The sequence below is a fragment of the Pedobacter gandavensis genome, from assembly GCF_032677645.1.
In the GTDB taxonomy this organism is placed as follows: domain Bacteria; phylum Bacteroidota; class Bacteroidia; order Sphingobacteriales; family Sphingobacteriaceae; genus Pedobacter; species Pedobacter gandavensis_A.
This window is the reverse complement of the sequence record NZ_JAVTSB010000016.1, coordinates 102,332-121,738: the sequence shown is the minus strand read 5'-3', so window position 1 is coordinate 121,738 and position 19,407 is coordinate 102,332. Positions and strand designations below refer to the sequence as shown.

At 39.9% G+C, this 19,407-nt stretch carries 5 protein-coding genes; 1 reads left to right on the top strand and 4 read right to left on the bottom strand.

Annotated elements, in window-relative coordinates:
* Positions 1-33 precede the first annotated feature (33 nt).
* A complete protein-coding gene (locus R2Q66_RS23195) occupies positions 34-1,086 on the top strand; it encodes a M35 family metallo-endopeptidase (RefSeq protein ID WP_316753713.1) in 1,053 nt (350 codons plus the stop codon).
* 499 nt (positions 1,087-1,585) lie between these two features.
* Here the strand turns inward: R2Q66_RS23195 and R2Q66_RS23190 are convergent, their stop codons facing one another.
* The 4 genes from R2Q66_RS23190 to R2Q66_RS23175 all read right to left on the bottom strand — a co-directional run bounded on the left by R2Q66_RS23190 (position 1,586) and on the right by R2Q66_RS23175 (position 18,864).
* Entirely contained in the window at positions 1,586-2,137 is a 552-nt protein-coding gene (locus R2Q66_RS23190; RefSeq protein WP_316753711.1) for a hypothetical protein, read from the bottom strand.
* Between the two features lie 163 nt (positions 2,138-2,300).
* Complete coding sequence (locus tag R2Q66_RS23185) at positions 2,301-10,850, bottom strand: neuraminidase-like domain-containing protein (protein ID WP_316753710.1); 8,550 nt, start codon at positions 10,848-10,850, stop codon at positions 2,301-2,303.
* 21 nt (positions 10,851-10,871) lie between these two features.
* Positions 10,872-11,672, bottom strand: a complete 801-nt coding sequence (locus R2Q66_RS23180) for a hypothetical protein (RefSeq protein WP_316753709.1) — start codon at positions 11,670-11,672, stop codon at positions 10,872-10,874.
* Between the two features lie 31 nt (positions 11,673-11,703).
* Positions 11,704-18,864 (bottom strand): SpvB/TcaC N-terminal domain-containing protein, encoded by a 7,161-nt coding sequence (locus tag R2Q66_RS23175; protein WP_316753708.1) that lies wholly within the window; start codon positions 18,862-18,864, stop codon positions 11,704-11,706.
* Positions 18,865-19,407 lie beyond the last annotated feature (543 nt).

Here is a 19,407-nt window from a genome sequence, read left to right as displayed (position 1 = left end):
AATTTAAAAACCGTTTAAAAAGACTTCGCGCTGATGAAAAACGAACTCGACATCAATATTTACGCCCTGGATGCGTACAAAAAAGATGAAGAAGCCAACCTGATATTTGAGATTAAAAACATCTCGAACCAAGTTGTGCAGATACTTAAGTGGAATACACCCTTAGAAGGTATAATAAGTCCTTGTCTGATCGTGAAATCTGGAAACAAAGTCATTCCATATGATGGAATGATGGTCAAAAGAGGTAAACCAGGTAAAGAAGACTTTATGACGCTTGAACCTGACCAGAGTGTGTCGAACAGGATAGACTTATCCAGGGCATATGATCTGAAAGGGCATGAAAATATTAAGGTCAATTTCGATCCGAAAGCCTTTTCTTATTTTCCAGACCGGTCATTAACGCGGGCATTAGAAGAGGCGGTTGCCGCAACTCACCCACTGGACACCTATAAAACCTTCCAGTTAAGCATCAAACCCGCAACTTTTAAAATAGCAGGGGGGCGAACGTTCCGGCAAACAGAAGGCGCATTCCATCGTAGTCAGGATCAAAAAAAAAGCCGTAACGGCCTTCGAAGCAAAAAAGCCGCCTCGGGAGGCTTACGGGCCTGTACCTTTAATGGTGGTACAGCTGGTCAGCAAAGCCAAGCAGGTGATGCGCACAATAATGGCTACGCGCTTGCAACAGTCGCATTAGCTACGATTGCGAATGACCCGACCTACAACATGTGGTTTGGCAGCTACTCCGGAAACCGACCCGGTACGGTAACTGGAAATTTCCAAAAGATCGTAGATAATATGGAAACCAAAAGTTTTCAATATGATTTAACAGGTGAAGGCTGCCCAAGTGGAGCTTATGGCTATACCTATAAAGACAGCACTACGGTATGGTTTTGCAGTGCCTTCTGGACGGCACCAGATAATGGGACCGATTCAAAGGCTGGTACTGTAGTTCACGAACATTCTCACGCTTCGGCCGGTACGGATGATCTTGCTTACGGACAAACCAATTGCCGGGATTTGGCAAGTTCAGATCCAGATAGCGCAATAAAGAATGCCGACAATCAAGAATATTTTTCCGGTGGATAATAAGTATAAATGGTACAACTACCCCATTTAGTTTTCATAGCCCTAATTTGATATTCCGGTATGTTTACAGCGAATTTGCTCATTAGCTGGTACTGGTATGCTTTAAATTTTCAGAATTATCAGAATTATATACATCGGGTAATAAATCGCCTTAAAAGAAGTCGGCATCCAATAGTGCTTCGTGTAGTGGAGTTTTCATTTCCATAGCGCGTTTTTGTAAAATGTTATAATCTGAATAGGACAGTTCAATCTTGATTAATTTCCATAATTCCCCAAAAAGCTTAATCTTTAGTTTATTTATTTTTTGCGTTTAGCATAACAGGGTGGAGATTTCGCTGAAACTGACCACCCCATTTCGGTTTAAACTTCTCCGAAATATACACCGAAAGCAAAGTTTTCAAAACTCGATTTTTTGCAATTCATGAATTGTATCAAGAAGCTGAAGGGAAATCACTGTCATTATTTAAAACACGCAAAACTACCCTCCCAAACAATAATATTATTTACGCATGCCTTTTCCCACCAAATATGTCCCTGTTGAAATCCCCATAAGAACAAATGCAGTTGTGTCGAATACCGGATATTCGGGATATTTTAGTGTCCCAAAAAATGTGCAGACATAAATAACCGAATACACTAATGTGAAAACGAGTTGTTGCAATCGTGCTATAGATAAATTGCCATCGTCATCTAAAAGTAAATCAATAAAGAAACCTCTACTATCAAGTTCCGATTTGGAAGTTAATCCAACTGCTTTAGCAGATTTCATCTGAACTTGCGATATTATTTCACCAGTCAACAATGTGACGCCTGAAATTCCGAGCAATATCAATGCAGTCAAGTTTATAGTTGGTACATGATTTGGAATAGCACCCCAATATAAGGCAAAGCAAGGACAGATTACCAATGTCCATAGCCACGTTTGAAATTTATGGAAACTATAGGCTTTTCCGGTAGCAGATTGAAGTATTGTTGTCACACATCCGACAACTCCAATTATTAAGAAAATTGCAGATGCAATGATAATCGATGAAATTTTGTACGAATCCATAATTTAAATTTCTGAGGTTTATTTAGTTAAGTCTAAAATATCACAATTTGTTGGTTTTTCCTATTTCATAAAAATTAGCTGAAAAATTAGGTCTACAATTAATGATACTCTTGGAAACAAGATTTACTTTCCCTGTTCATAGTTTAATTGCTGGCTTGTTCAACTAGTCATCTAGTTGATAATCGACAATCAAAAAAATATCCCTTAGACCTTCATAGCCCGTACTTGGAGATTCTTCAGACTTGATATAGAATTTTCCTTCCTTCAAATCAATCGAACTACCATCATTTGGTACGGACTCACCGTTGAGCCATAATGTAAACTTCAAAATGCTTGAGCCAGGAGAGGAATACACGCTAAGCTTAATTTTCTTAAGCAAAATTGGTCGATTTTGAACAAAGAAAGGAAAGTGGTCACTCTTCACTCTGAAGGCCATCTCGCCCTTTGGATCAGCTTGAGAATGGATAAAGCTGTTCCATTCATTCGAGAAGTCATGTTTTAGGCTAAACATTCTCCATAATTTCAACCCACTTTTTTCTTGGCCATTTTGGTTCACAGAGGTTGTTCTTAACAAATTTTTCAAATGATCCGTGGCATGCTGTTTCAATACATTACTTTCTTGCGCGATGTAATTAAAGTGTAGTATAATGTCGTTTATTGTACTATAGTCAAACTGCCTTAGATCTTTTTCTGTTTGTAATTCGAGCATGTATCTTCCAAAGACCCCACATCCTTCAAAAGGGAAATATCGTTCATCATTAGCACCGAAATCAAACATTCCGCTGTCGTTTTGCGCATGACTGGTTGCGATCGACATGGATTTTTGTTCAATCACTTTATGGAAACGCGCATCAGCGCCATAGTCATCAGAGCCATATATGCTGCCGGGCGATGGATCAGTCCTTATATAACTTGAAATCTGCGTAAATTTACAGTTTATCGTAACATATGGACCTGTTATGCATGGGATTGTAATTGATACCGACTTCAATCTACGGAAATAATGTCCAGGAAAATCGAAGTCGAAAAGCTCCTCATGAATATAAAACTGACAAATCCCTGTATCAATTAAACTCAATAACGCTTGAGGATCGAGTAGTACCAATGAAATATGTTTGGTAAGCTCAAGTTGACGTTTATTCTCCTCCAAGTAAGAGATTTCCATTCGTCTAAGGTCGTGCTGCAATTTCTCAGCACTCAATAGACCTTTCTTTAGACTATCCCAATACCCGAACTGCAGGAATTTTTTCTGATTAAAATACCCTGTCTCAAATTGATAGCACTTTTCGGCCTTTCGAGAAATATCAAAGGCCATCTGATAGGCTTGAAAATAAAGGGTTGAAAGATGATTGATCTGCCAATCGTAAAGCTGTTGACTTGAAAATCTAGCTTTAAAAAATTCATCCCTCGCTTTTAACTGCTCAACCTGTAAACGATAGTTCTCAAGCTCAGTGATGGAAAGCGATGTTCGTATCTCTGCTGCAATCAATTGTCTTTCCGCTTGTTTAACATCATTAGCAGAAGTATCAGCTTGGAACATCCAATCGTCCATCCTGCGGGTATATCCGCCCAGGCTAGCTGCCATCATACCTCGAGCACTATTGATGCTCGCCATAATACCAAGATAATTGCTTACCGCAGAGAGCATGCTACTAAGATTATCACCTCCAAAAGTTGCACCTATCGAAAACGGTGCGCCCACCTTAAAATTCGGTATCGTAGCAAGGACTCCGGCCATTGAATTTATTTGTCCCTGAGCTATGGATAATACCATTCCTGTTTGAACACTACTCAAATGCTGTTTTTCATAAGCATTCATGTACTCGCGACTGCTAAAGTAAATTTGGCGTTTTTTTGCGTTCTCCAATGCCAATTTAGAAGCCTCTAATAATTCGTTACTTTCACTTACCTGTCTTTCCTTGATTGTGAGCATCCCATCCAACAGTTTCTGCTCATGGCCAAACCGTAGTTGTTCTAAAGCTGCTTCATCTCTTCTCTCAACGGCCAACAACAAAGAAGAGGCAAGTCCCTGCGTTTCGCTAACAAGCTCCGCTGCTTTTTGTAACATAAATGCAAAGCGGTAATAAGGAAGGTCTGTATTAATTTCAGATAGGATACTGTTAAGATCCATACCAGATGCTGTTGCCCTAACTAATAAAGCAGGATCTATCGGGGTACCATATAAGGATAAAGTGCGGGCAACACCCTCCATGTTCAATCCATTGCGGATTTTGAAGAGTCGATCTGCAACAGTATCCCAATACTTTAATAGCAATTCATTCGTAGGTATATCGAAATAAAACATCTTGCCGATCTGGGGTGGGTTACCTGGCCCTGAAGCTGGGGGTGCAGATGGGGAGATATAGGTTTCAATATTAACCATTGCATTTGAAAATGCATCCAGGAAATCAAGAATTTCCTCAAAATTCCTTTCGGAATGAGTAACCCTTGGCGGGATTTGCTCTGGTCGCTGCCCAAGGATCTTCGCAGCAAGTACGTATAAGTTGGTAGCTTGGTTAAGATCTTCAATTGTATCACGTCTGGCTAACTGATCACCCCAATTGATAAGATTATCCAGGTATTTCATTACTACGTTCTTCATATAAGACATAACCCTCATGCGTGCAATGACATGTGGCTGGAACGGGTTCGTCTGCCATTTATCTAGTTGATCCTGGAGCGCTTCTTTATCTCTCAATAAATCACCAAGTGTATTTATTGGCTTTAACGCTTCATCATAAAATGGTTTAAATTGCCAAAACCGTTCCTTTCCGGCATTTTTTTTCTCTTTTCTAGTAGGATCAAAAATGAAATGAAACCACTTTCTGGCATCCTCATACCTTTGGTCAGTACTAAGTCTACAAGCAATGAGCATCGGGACATGAAAGAAAAGCTCCCAGTTATATCCCGAATAGGCACCCGTGTATGAAAAATCAATTTGACTGGTCGGATATACATATTTACCTAAATTAAGTACCCATGAAGTAGGCTTATAATTTGCTTCAAATTTAATGCTCTCATCTTTTTCTATTTCCCACTGTTGGGACCGGTTTAGCAATCGTTCAATTCCAAACCTATTTAATGCAAAGATAAATCTTCGCACATTGGGATGATAAAATGTACTAACAGCTAATCCGTCCTGACCATACCAGGAATCGCTAAAATCTTTCCTTATTCTTGTATTCAGGTCCTTTAAATAACTTATTCTCGCCACGTTAGCCGCGTCAGATTGTAAGTCATATGTTAAATGACCATTGTTGTTTGTAAATACCGTCGCGGAAACATTACTTTTTTTTGAGAGTAAAAACGTGTTTTTCGAGTCCGCAAAAAAATAATATTTCGCAGTCGGTTTCCAGTTAAAATGAATGGTACCAGATGTCAGTTCCCGGGAGGATTTTCCCGCGGATGCAGTGCTTAATGGAACAGATAGTTCATAACTGCCTCCAACTTGTTTGAAAGCAATATTATTCTGGTCATAATATAATAATGGCTGATTGCCACCAAAATCGCTTACAAGTCGCATTTTTTCAACTTTAACATTTTTTGGCATGTCCTCTGGTGAGATGGTTCCTCCTCCTTGTTGGGTTGCTGGATTAATGATCTCAGGATCATGAAATAGATCTCGGAATAACAACCCGACATCAGAAGCTGTACTTTCCCCAACAATTTGATAACCTTCACGATTATTTGTGACCAAGGCAAACCCTTCATTCAACACTCCATGGAAAAGGGCAGCGTCACGCTTAAACTCTTCCATTTGGACTTTAATTGTCTTTCCAGCACTGTTTGCGCTTGCGGGGATAGTAGAAAACCGAATAGACTCGAATGAATTTTTTGAAAGCCTTTTTGCACCCCATTTGCCTCTCTTATACTCACTCCATGCAACCTGTATTTTCCAATACCCGTCCGAGGTTTGAATATTGCTGGTATCAACCTTATCTCTCTCCTCATGTCGCTCAGTAAAAAACAGCCAAAATATAGCAAGTCTTCTACCATCGACTATTGGAACGATGTGGTCACTATCAATATCCAGCTCCGTCCTCCCCCAAGGTGACCATTCATTTTGATTGAATCTTCGGTAAAAATAGGTATAAGGATGTGCTAGCGTCCTTCCGAATACATGCAATACATCTATTTCCGATTCAAATTCCCCTGTTTCCTCATTATATGTTCTTGGTTCATATTCTTCCAGTACACCAACAATTTGCAGTCTCGCGATCTCATCAAGTTTTTCAAGATAATTCTGAAAGGCTTGCTCAATGTTTGGCTTGATGAGTTCATCCTGTTTGAGCTCAGTTTCTAATTCAGTAAAGAATACTGATCTATTGTCTCTTAACTCAGGCTCTAACCAATTTTCTGGATAAAGAAGTACTTTTCTTCCCGCCTCCCAAACCCTATACAAACGCCTTAGGCTTTTCCAGGAGTCTACCGCTTCCTGATTCATAGGAATGGGTTTCGACACATCTCCTTTTAAGAATTCGAGATTCATCAGCACCCGGTCTAAAAATAGTTGTATACTACATATAGCTTGGCGAATGCGTGAGGTCATCACCATGGGCTTCATCTCCACATCGATGAGTAAATGTTCATATAGCCCATTGGCATCAGACCACATTTCTCTCTTTTGAGGATCTGCTTTATTGATGAGATAGCTAACGAGCCTAGCGCGCTGCCTTTCCCTTAATTCATTGCGAAGGGGTTTTATGGCATCAATCCATTCGTTTTGCCCGAACCTCGATTTTACAGCATTTCGAAGTGTTAAAATTGTTTCGGGAACGATATTACCATCAATTAATCTTTTTATGATCTCCGTTTGGGTTCCCAAAGTGGCAATTGCATTTATACAAGCAAATAGTCTTAGGATAAATTCTCCAGTCCTAAAATCAGATCCAAAGGTTACCTTCAATAATCCCGCATCATTTGCCTCATTACTATTGCCTATTAATAATTCGAGTATGGGTTCTTCCCAACCAGTTACTTCCAATAAAATAGCCATCCAGTCCTTCTTATTCTCTGCAGTGAAAACACTAAGAAATTTTTCTGAGACCGGGGCTACAGCGTTTCTAGCCTCGACTATTTTTAGCAAACTCATGAATCCGTTAAAGTCAGCACTCTTAATCGGATCTACGGGCAATGCCAATAAATCAATTATTTTCAGATAGTCTCTATTTTGCAAGATATTTTCAAGTTCTAATTCATTTATTTTAAGTCTATTAATAATATTACCAATCTTTACCATTAGGCTGTAAACTCGAAATAAGGCTGTTACCATTACCTCCTTATTTATGCGCGGTTTGATATCTACAAAAATAGGCTCAAACTCGATTTGCGTACCATAAAGAAAATATGTTTTCAGCAAATCAGAAGACAAATTAACCGAGACAAACTCTTCAATCAAAAACAGTTTACTTCCTGGCCTTTTATAGCTTTCTAAAAGCAGGCTTACAGAATGAAAAGTAAGACCGAGTTGTTCAGAAAATTTTTGAACAATTACTTTTTTTTGCGACTTTTCGCGCAAAGCATTTCCAGTCTCATTGTTCTCGGTCCCCTTTAATTCACCAGCCCGCAATGCCGTACGGAGTTCTGAGAGAAAGGTGCCGATAACGTCATTTGCTGAAGCGATGCCATTTGCTACAGTGGCATGATTAAGAAGGTAACTGACCTCCTTAAATGTAAATGTTGAAGCGGATATTGTATTAAACTGATGTAGAAAACTAAAAAGGAAAGCTGGACCTTTGAACAACTCCGCTCCTATGAGAGTTATAAAACCTATAAAATCATCTAAACTTAATCCTAACCACCTTGCCATGCTCACGTATCGATAAAGCAGGGAAACGTCTTTTAAAGACAACTTAGACCCAATATTTAAAGCTTGCACAAGGAATGTAAACTGCTTAAACGAAATTTCCAGCGCCCCCATTACAGAGGCGACGCTATGTTCATCACTGGCAGGTAAGCCTCTGATATCATTTCGTGTATCGACCAATGCGCGGTTTTTGAAGAGCTTTTCATATAGCGATGGGATTACAGGGTAACCTGAAGAAAAGTAATCAATATACGAACGGGTTCCAATATCGCTCCAAGCAGCAAGCAATTCATCAAGATTTGCTCTAAAAAGTTTCTGAAAGTAGAGGATCTGAGCAATCCTCTGCAGAAGTACCTTGTTCTGGGCCACGTCTCCATTCAGTGGCCCAAAAACTTTGAATAATTTATCCAGATCATACATGCTCAGACCAGACTGTCTATATATTCGAAGAAAACGGTGAATAACCTTTAAATCCACTTCCTCGAGTCCCTTCAGTTCAAGCAAGTTCAATTGACTGGTATCCGGGGGTACGGGTTTTCCATCTTCATCGATGATTTTCGCTACAATTGAAATTTTAGGAGCAGTACCCCTAACCGGATTTATACTCCCGCATAACAACATCGTAAGCATTTCCTTATAGGACATACCTGTTTGCTGAAGAAAAATATCTATCCTTCCGGAGAGTACCGTAACCCAATTGCCGCTAGTGATCGGTTGATTTGGTTTAATCGGGTCTTTAATTGCTTTAAAATTCTGTGGCTTATCAAATCCGTAAAAATTCCAAGAGCCACTAAAAGGTGTGTCATTTCCCGTTTTTTCACCCGTAATAATGCTTCCTTCCTCTGGGGAAAGCACCAGTCGCTCAATGCAATTTGCATAGTCATCAAAAGCGGCAGAATTATCTCGACTTGTGAAAAAGGCAGACATAAGAACGTGTCTAGGCAGTTCTAAATAATCCAGTACAATCCTGGATTCTTCCAAAAGATAGTTGAATGGTAAAGTTACAGGGTAAACTTGTTTTTTAAGCTCTTCATAAGCCGCGTAATTTATATGTTCCGGAGAGCCGGATAATTCAACCTGGCTCCATGTTGTCTGATAAGAAGAGGGTAATGGAACTGACGGATCTTTATGGAGCAATACCTGATTTTCCAAAGCTTCATTGACTAAATCAATATAGGGAAGTAAGGTTTCTGAATTTCCACAAGTAAGGTCGATTGTAAACAGATCCGGCCGACGACGTTTGAGCTCTTCATACAGCTCTCCAGACTTTTGATGGAGAAAGTTCAAGATATCTGCGTAATACGCAGATGGTCCAAGAACAGAGGAACAGTGCTTAGTCTCTATGCCGTCATAACGACCAAACATACTTACCAAATCAAAATCTGCTGAGCTCACCCTATTTATATTATCCGGAATCACGCCCAACGGTACGGAAAGATTGGCCTGATAACTCATCCACAACGCCAATGATTCGGTGTATATCGTACTAGCTTTTCGGTAGACATCTTCCGCAATAATACCTGAGCCTGAAACACCTGTATACCTAGATACAAAGTCACTCTTTGCCAACCCGGAAATAGCAAAAGCAGAATCTAGTCCGTCATATAAAAGCGCATCTATTAGCGTGAGGTCTTTATTCAAAGAAAATAAACGTCTCACCTGGTGAATGACCATTTGAAGAGGCTCATTCACCAAATTTGAGTCATCATCAAGGTGACTAGCTGTACTTTCAAAATCAAAGTAAGGATTTCTTTCGAGAAAGCTCAACAAATCAGCTCTTGTTTGCCCTTTAAAAAATGTTAAATCCTGTTCGGCTAACTGTGCATAAAAAACAGGTGTTGGATAAGAAGATCTCAAAATCGCCTGGACATTTAAGATGTATTTCGGAATTAGATCCACAGCATCCTGAGCTGTTATTTTCTTAATTTCGCTGTAAGTTGATGGCAACGCATGTTTATCCATCCATAAGGTCCATTTTTCTTTCGTCCATGAGGCTATTTCCCTTATTGGATTTCCACTTCTTGCTTTTCCTGCCTGGATCATCAATTGCTTTGTTAGAGTTGATATTCCCCCGGTTATCTTATCTAATTTAAATGCAAGCAGCAGGTCTTCCTTCTTAATGTCATCTATGCCTATAATTTTTAAAGCCTCCCAAAAATCAGTCATTGTGCTGGATTTAAGGTAGACTTTTAATAGTACACGCTGGGATTCGCGATCATCGACTACTAAGGAAAGTATCTTTGAGATATCACCTAGGGCAGCAGGCGCATCCAACCATTCAGTAAACCTATAATTTTCCCAATGGTTAAGATGTCGTTCAATTTCGTCGTCAGTCATTGCCGGAACCTCATTATATCTTATAGCTTCCAAAATACTATTTTTTAACTTGTCCCTATCAACAATTTCAAGCTCAGAAATGTCGCCTGGAAGTCCTCTGTTAAGCCATGCAAAGAAAAGCGCGGCTGGTAAACCAACCTTCGCCTCTAGCTTTTTCGAGCTTACATAACGATCAATTATAGGTATGTCTATCTCAGAAACGCCTTCAATATAAGCTTTGTCCGAATCCACTAATGTCGCCCAGGTATCCCAAGTCGACAGCTCTTTTAGTGCCTCGTGACATAATATGAAGAGAGGCTGTAGCTTATGAGCGTGAAGATCAATTACGTTAACGTTTGCGGCATTAAAGCGCAAATCTGTTGTCATTAAGACCTTACCATGTTCATCCTTAACCTCCAGGATATATGCAGGCAACATCTTTCTATCTTTCAGTTCTATGCTATACCTGCCTTCCCTGGCCTCAACATGACCGAGTTCTGCCATACTGCCAAGTTTTTTCTCATAAAGATGAACCTTAACAACACCACTTTGGATACCCTGATTTTTTAAACTGCCTTCGAATAACATCATATTAATACTGCTTATTTTAGTTTAATAAATAAAATCCACCGTTTGTACTTCAGGTAGAACTGACGCGGTTGGATCTATCAATTTCTGGGTAACTTGCCCATCAACTATCTTGTTTGTAAAAACCTCTTTACCTGGGTCTTCACGCAGTATTATTTCGAAGTCTTTTTGCAAATAGTTATTTGGATTGAACGTAAGAAGGTCTGCAAAACAAATATGCCCTAATGCAACTCCATTAGGATGCCCAGCCAATGCAAGAAAAAGATTTCCATCTATCGCAGGTGCAGGCGTATTCTCGAAATCTGAAAAGATATATTTAAGGATCGTAAAATACTCCGATTCCACTCTTCTGTAAAGTTCAATATTTGTCCGTGTCTGCGATATAATATACTTACAGCCTATCTGCTCTGTAGGGGGGGCATTGTCTTCACTATAGAACTGAGCCAATGACACGGGGAATCCCCCGGTGAATACAATTTCAGTATAAGCCCTCTGGGAAACTGGCAAACTTTGCATCACAGAGGATGCGAGTCCATATTGTTCGCTCCCTTCCAAATACTTGCGTTCATACCTTGATTCATCTGAAACATTGTGGGTTATGATTACTTTGTTCCCTTGGTAATGATATTCGCTAAACCCGTTCATGTCACCAGCGAATTCTGCGCTGGTAATTTTTCCATCTTCATCTCTGTTGACGAGAATTTCCATTATGGGCTCTGGTGGCCCCATATTAATATAAATTTTCTCCAATTCGCCAGAAGCATTATATGCAAACTCGCCAATTAACGTCTCTCCAGCAGTTTTTGTTATTGATTTAATGATCATTTTGTTACGTTTATTTGAAGTATGGAAATTGTTATCTCTGTGGAATTGTTCTCTGAATTTCATTCATTCGATTGTTCCAGTAGTCAAAAAATTGTCTGCGCGTGGCTATGCCAGATCCTCTCGGAATATTGGTTTGCTGCCTTTCTGTTAACGGAGCATTCGGTGCCGCTACGCTGTCGCGCAACAGACTTCGCATACCTCTCACTCCTTGTTGATGGGCCAGGTACATATTTGCCAAGTTGATTGGAACGTTGTTCGCCTCGAGTTCCCTTTGATTTAGTCTCCAGTACAATGCACCAGCCAGAGCATTATATTTCACATCATTTTGTACTCTTTCCCAGGTGATCCCTAGTTTTGACGCCTGTGGAGATCTTGCTAAAAGATCTGCAACCGCTGTCCTTCCCATCTGCATTAGACCAGTATACCCCAATCGGTTTGCACCCACGTTGGCCCTCCCCCCTGACTCTATAATAGCCATCACTGAAAGGTCGCTTACCAAAATGCCTGTAACACGGCTCGCATTCTCTATCGCTTCCCTCGTCTGACTGTCAGCCATCATTCGTTCATACTGGCTTTGTTTTGGTTTTGCAGCAGAATTACTATGAATATCGGTTCCCCCTTTCTCAGCTGACTGGGTTAAATTACCGGAGCCATCCCAAGAGAAATGTACGGTGGGGAAATAAACCATACCATCTACCTTTATAGGTACAGGGCTTTGAATAACATCAAATTTATTGTTCATAAACCTAATCGCATACCTGGTCCCATCCCCTGGCTCCACATGAATGAGTCCACGCTTATTAATGACATCGTAATCTCCACTTAATTCCAGCCTCTTATCCTTTCCAAATCTCTTAGCTAATGCGTCAAGCGCATTGTTAAATACATTTTGCGAATTTTTTAATGAAGTAGCAGGTTTGGTTTTCTTACCGGTGTCGTCAATTGATTTTAAAGGATTATTGTGCACGTATGTATAAGCATTCAGACCATCATTTATTCCGTCAGGATCGGTATTTGCCCAACGGCATAACCAAGGCAAATAGTATCTTGCTCCGTGATATGAAAAGCCGCTTTCCTCATCTCTTTCCTTTCCGGTATACCGATACCGTTTTGCATTTGTCTCCCGTGAAGCATCTGTAATATAAAATGTAGTAGTTCCAAAAGGTCCGTATTCTTCTCTGGAGATAATCTTTCCAGTTTCGTCTAACTCCAATGCTACTGAACCTAAGTGATCTCCATACTGATACCGAAAGAGGGGCTTACTTTGCGTTGCGTTGCGGAATATTAAGGGAATATCGACAATGAGAACAATCCGCTCACCTTCGCTGATTAACAAAGAGTGGCGCTCCGTGACCGTCTCTTCTAATTGATTGATTTCCTTGTAGACTTCAACCCCGCCTAAATAAAGCCTGATATTTTTCGATCCATCTTGTCGCTCGACGACCTTTCTGGTTCTTTGTCCACTTGCATCGTAGCTGTACCAAGCCTTTCCGCCCCCTCGCAAATCGACCTCTCTCAGCTGATCAAGAAAATCATATTTGGTATGACCAAGATGCCCATGGCCATACATATTCCCGTTATTATCAAAGGTATAATTAATCGCTCCGGAACCAGTGATACAACTCATTAACCTGTTTGCGTCTTTTCCATAATTGAAGGATCTCGTCCATCTATTACTTTTTGAGATATGCTGTATTTCCAGCATATTTCCAGCACCATCATATTTATAGTTTTCAACGTAATTGCAAAGCGCACTTGAATCATTCGGATCAATAGTTGAACTTGGAATGAACGGATAATTCCTGTACCCACCTTGTGATTGTCCATAGTTCAGGTTTGTCTGACCGGCATGCTTGCGCCCTGAAACCGAGATAACTTCATATATCGGATCGTAGGTGTATACTGTTCTGGCTCTTACGAGTTCGCCATTATAATGGAGGTCAGGTTGGGAAAAATCAGAACTTTCAATAAGGTTACCTTGAGGATCGTAGGTATACCTCAGATCCTGAAGGCATTCTGTACCATTATCACGAGTAGTAACCAATGATTTTAACCGCAGGCTTAAGTTGTCATATGTGTAAGTCGTTTTGGTGCCATTCGCCAGAAAAACCGATTTTTTTTGTCGTTTTGCATTATAAACTATCTTACTTATGTTTGTTATAGGTGCATTTGCACCTACAGCGAGTGTGAGGGCGTTCAGCAGGCCACCTTCATTATAGCTTACTTGATATTCATTTGGCTGCTCTCCCATTCTGTATGGCAATACCGTCTTAATGGGTCTATTCAAAGCGTCATAATCAGTATTACTATCAAACTGCTCAGGATCCAAAATCACAGCAGCAGTATCTCTCCAATCCACAATTGTGGTGTAATCCTTCACAAATTGTCTAACAGTTTTTAACAGATTATACTTAAAATCATATTCCTGGCAAGTAATGATCCCTGATTGATCAAAGTGCTTATAGACTTTTCCAAGTAGATTTTTCTGAAAAGCAACGTCATATGATAAGGATTCACCATACTGCGTTTTTTCAAAAATGACATCAGATCCCCCCAAATTCCTAAAACTTGAAGTTTCCTTTCGGCCCAAAGCATCATACTGGTATGAAATCCTATTCCCGAGATTATCCCATGAGACTAGTTTTCTTCCCACAGCATCATAGAGCCATCTTTTCCGACCACTATCAAAGCTGGTCTCCTCATATTTCATTCCTATCATGTCGAAAGTTGATCGGATGATTTTTACACCCCTGGCGTTATCACAGGAAAGTTCATTTCCTTGGATGTCATACTCTACAAGTGAGACCTGTTGGACATTGCCTCCCATAGTATCAATATGAGCAAAAGGTCTTCCCAAAGTATCCAGATGATCAATTGAAGGGGTATCATTATGGGCCATAGTTTTCTTAGCTGCCTCTACCTCAGCCGGAGTAGCTGTCGCCGGATCAGGATTGACTATACGCTGGTGATACCAGGAGCTTTCCGCTACCGTATCATTACGATCATAAAGCATTTGTTGCCAAGCGCCCAGATCGACCCTTGAAAACGTTCCGTTGGCATAGTCTGTTCTGATAACTCTACCAAGGGCATCGTATAGGAACTTGGTCTCAGCGCCAGATCTTGCTATTAAATGGTGGAAGTCAAATTCTGCTGCCGTGCTAAAATAAGGTTCATATGTTCGGACAATATTATTCTTGTTATTGACAACTAAGGTCCCTGACGAAAGCCACCTTATTGCTGGTGAGGTATCTGGAATCTTGGTATATGATCCATCCGCATTTGCCCGTAAGGCCTCACCTGGCTCCGCCATAGCCTTCTCCTGTATCGTATTGCCACTACCATCCAGCCAACTATAGATATCCAACCATTTGGCAACTGACGCAGGCCCGGCATGATAATGTGTTTCGCGGACTGATGTTATGTAAAAATCTGGTACTGATCCTGTACGAAACCATTCATTGAAGGTGTACAAAATCACACTTGATGGAAAATCAACGGCATCTTTTATCTCAACCTTACTATGGTCAAATTCATCGCCATTATCAATCTTTAGCTTTCCGAGTATAAATTTCCGGGTAATCCGGCCTATATCATCGAACCTTACGGCAGATAGATTTCCATTCATATCTTCAACCAGGTAAGGGCTGAGTGTCCTGTAATTGAATCTTCTAACAGTGACACTATTATTCAATGGGTCTATAACACGCTCCGGAAACAATGAATACTTATCATATTCGATCTTAGTAATGTTTCCCAATGCGTCAGTTACTTCTACAGGGATGAAGAATCTGTCTTTATCGAATTGTTGACTTCCAGATGAGATCCAGAAATACCCATCCTTCTGCAAATATCCTCCTCTGCTAAAATCCGTTAAAATTGCAACCAAATTATTGACACTTTCCAAATCGCCAAAGTTAGACATGAGAAAGTTTTCGTTAAATGTAGCTTTTATACTCCTATATATTAATCCTTTGGCAGCGATATTGCCAACTGGAAGCGGGGTACACCCATCATCATCGAGGTATTCATGTTCCAGTATTTCCAATACATTTTTATGCATCTGAAGTGAGGACATCGTAAAACAATCCACTTCCAAACTGTTTACAAAAAAAGCCTTAAGTTCCTCAATTGAATAATATTGATCTTCATATTTGAGGCCATTAAGAGAAAAGCCTTTTCGTTGATAGGGCATTGGTGTTCTATGACAGTTTTCGATTGAGATATGGTTGGTGAATCTACACTGTGTATAATGGATCAACAGCTGCTTTTGTGGATCGTGAATTACATCCCCAGCAATATTGCGCCTTGGGTAAGCAACATTCACTTGCAACAAGACGTTACCAAAGCTATCGAACTCTAGATTGGCTATCTGCGCGACCCTTGGATCATCTACTTTACGCTCGTACAAAAATGAGGTCTGGACAATATTTTGAAGTAAAAAAACTCCCTTGGAATATTGGGTACCCGCTACCAACAGTTCCACATTATACTGGAACTGTTCTATAGAGTAGGGAATCTGCTCATTTGGTGCGCCATCAAGGCCATAGACCTCTTTCCTCAAGAGGGATCCCTTTACTGCACGCATGGCATCGTATCGTTGATCAATTTCAATACTACGTGGTAGTTTTGTTCCCAAATCGGCAACCATACTAAATATATCGCGGTTAAAATATTCTTTTTTAAATGCAAAAACAATATCGACACCATCCACAATAGCTCCAGTATGAAACCATAACTTAGTAAGCACTGGCGCTTGGTCACCTAACAATCCTGCCCTATCAACCTCATTATCAATCTGATCCACTCGACCAAATCCACGAAACTCTTTACTAAAATGATCATAGTAGCCATGATGATATTTATACTCCGTTATTGTAGACGAATTTCTTACCTGATCAGTTGTTTTGATCTTAGATACGCATTGAACGGGGAAATGTAGATTAGTAACCCATGGATTATCATTCTTTTTATCTTCTAAGTAATAATATGTAGAAGGCTTATAGGAAATAACTACGTCTATGCCCCTATTATTCTTAAAATTGGTCAGTAAATAAGGTTGCTTTCCGGCGAGTGGGTTACTGTATTTTAGCGGTTCTTTGTTATTGATTGATCGTTTTTTATTAAATATGATACACGGCATACCTGTTCCAAGAAGGTCGGCAATAACTACATCATCTTGATTTGATGATATTCCCGAATGAGGAATATCAATCCCTTTTACAAATTCATTTCCGCTCCTATTTAACCATGTTAAGATAGCATCATTGCCTATGTATAAAAGATCGGCCGTACCCGATCCATCAAGATCATGCAAGATTATACGCGACGGATCAAATTCGTCACCTAGTCTGGGTGAGTTATCCATTAAAATTCCTTCCCCAAAATGACCATATCCCTTATTTGGCCAATAGCGAACCTCACCATCCCTTATTCTGATCAGATCAGTAAGTCCGTCCCCGGTCATATCGGAAAAAAAAGTTGACGATAGTGACTGACCATTACCAGGGGCGTCTTTCCAAGGACTAGTACCAAACCTTATTGATGTCGACCGTGGTGGAGCATATCCCGTTTTCCCCTCAGATGGATACCAGGTTATAATTCTATCGTTAAGCAGGAGAATATCTGGCCGGCCATCTCCGGTAAGATCAATCATTGCTTTTTGAGAAAATTTTTCGTCAACAATAGGGATTTTAGCAAAACTCCGGAAAGCTTCGAAGCCTTTAAGGGGATCTAACTTGAAAAAGCCAGACATATTCTTAGATAAGCTAACAACTTGTTTTTCTCCATTAGCTTCTAAATCGGCCAATTGGGTGTTCAGATTCTTTCCCTTCCCAGGGGATGGTTGTTTACTGAGTAATTCAGCGGGACCAAAATTGCCGTAGCCCCAATTACGCTTGTAATACCAAGCGCCGATCTCTTCTTTAAGCAAGCCTGGCAAACCTTCATTATAAAGATCCGAAAAAAGATCGAGTGACTGATCAAGTTCGTTTAGCTCATTGTTCCAATCATGGTTTTGATAAGTGAATTCTAACGGGGGTATATCTTCTGAACTATAACTTGAGTCGTCATGTTTTGTATAGCCGGTAACTATCACCTTCTCAAGCATATTCAAACCTGAGGCATTAGAATATCTGAATGACAATGACTTGGTCAGGCAAGCCCCTCCAGGTAGTTCGTCAAAATTGTGATAAAAAAGTACCCCCCTGCAAAGTCTAATTACCCTAATCTCAAATCCGGGTAGATAATTTGAAAAAGCATCCTCTCTAACTTTCCATTCGTTTTCTATATTAGACCAAGGTGAATTCATATCACGTTCTCCATAGTCAAATACCGTTTCGAACATCCATTTTTCAGGAATCGGCTTGCCAATTTCATATGGGATAAAATTACCATGGCAGATCCTCTTAAGATAGCTATTCGTAAATCGGCTTGTTCCGGTAATACGACCCGCATTATGCGTTTTTGTGGGGTCCAAACCGACCATATCCTCTTTTCGGTAATCAAAGGCTACGCATCTGCCCTTATCATCGTATGAAAACTCAGGTAGCCATTCAAATATTCGACCCGGTGTTTCGGGATCAATAATTTTAGCCGATTCTCCTTTACCGTAAATAGTTGTGTAGTTTTCATTGGAAATAACCCTCCAATGAAAATCTCCCGATAATTTTTCTGTCCATCTCTCAATCCTTGCAAATAGACCTTCTATTCTTGGCCGATATAATTGAATTTGGTATAGTCCATTAGTATCTTCATGTATATCTGGCAAGGAATTGCCCTTTGGTTCAAATAATATCTCTTCATCATTACCTTGTCGGACAGGAACTAAGTCTTCATATCCCGATAAAATGAAAATATCATTCTCCCCGTATTGCGGTATCCCCTCGGAGGTCTTACGCCTAATAGTTTTTACATCAAGCGACCAACCCATGCCAAAAACACCATTTCCATTGCCGGAATCATAATGAAGTGAAAATGACGGAGTACTTCCCCCAGCGCTGGAGAAAGGAAGGGGAATAGAGACTGAGGCGCTGCCTGTTACTGGATTAATAGATATTTTTTCATCTATTCCACGAATTGATCCACCTCCTTTTGGGATACCAATTGAAGGACTGGATATCTTAAAACCAGAAGACTCCGAACTTGGAGTTGATTTATTGGCTCTGGTAAGATTTGTTTTTGGCAGTTTGGTCATATTTGAGCATTTAGCAAATTAAATTCGCTAGTTGACGTATTTGCTAGCTAACATCAAATCATACTAACCGGAACGACAACCCTCCAATGCCCGCTATAATTCTCTCGTTCAATTCTTTACACAACTTTAAGTTATAAAAAATATTTTGACAATCAGCAAATTATATTCAATTTTAATTAAAATACCTATAAATGGTATATAAACCAATGCCAATTCTGAGAAATATTTGCTGCATCATAATTTGCTCAAAACTTTTCACCTCACATCTGAAAAAATACGATCATATTTGGGAAGCGTTGATTCGAGTCCAAACCTCCTCTTCTACTGTTAAAAAAAACTCAATGGTTATCTCACCCATTCTCAGCGTCATTTAATTGATATTAAGGTGATCTAAATGTAAGTTAAGTGCAGTAATTTAGCCCTATTTACTTAGGGTTATTGGCCTTAAAATCTACTCTAGAGGCGATACAAAAAACATAAAAACCTAGCTATCAAGCGCTCGTATTAATTGATTAACAAAACAGTTTCACCTTTTTTAATCTG

What these genes read in the sequence shown, in the direction of transcription:
- R2Q66_RS23195 (WP_316753713.1), top strand. Translation starts at nt 34, where the DNA reads ATGAAAAACGAACTCGACATCAATATTTACGCCCTGGATGCGTACAAA.
- R2Q66_RS23190 (WP_316753711.1), bottom strand. Translation starts at nt 2,137, where the DNA reads ATGGATTCGTACAAAATTTCATCGATTATCATTGCATCTGCAATTTTC.
- R2Q66_RS23185 (WP_316753710.1), bottom strand. Translation starts at nt 10,850, where the DNA reads ATGATGTTATTCGAAGGCAGTTTAAAAAATCAGGGTATCCAAAGTGGT.
- R2Q66_RS23180 (WP_316753709.1), bottom strand. Translation starts at nt 11,672, where the DNA reads ATGATCATTAAATCAATAACAAAAACTGCTGGAGAGACGTTAATTGGC.
- R2Q66_RS23175 (WP_316753708.1), bottom strand. Translation starts at nt 18,864, where the DNA reads ATGACCAAACTGCCAAAAACAAATCTTACCAGAGCCAATAAATCAACT.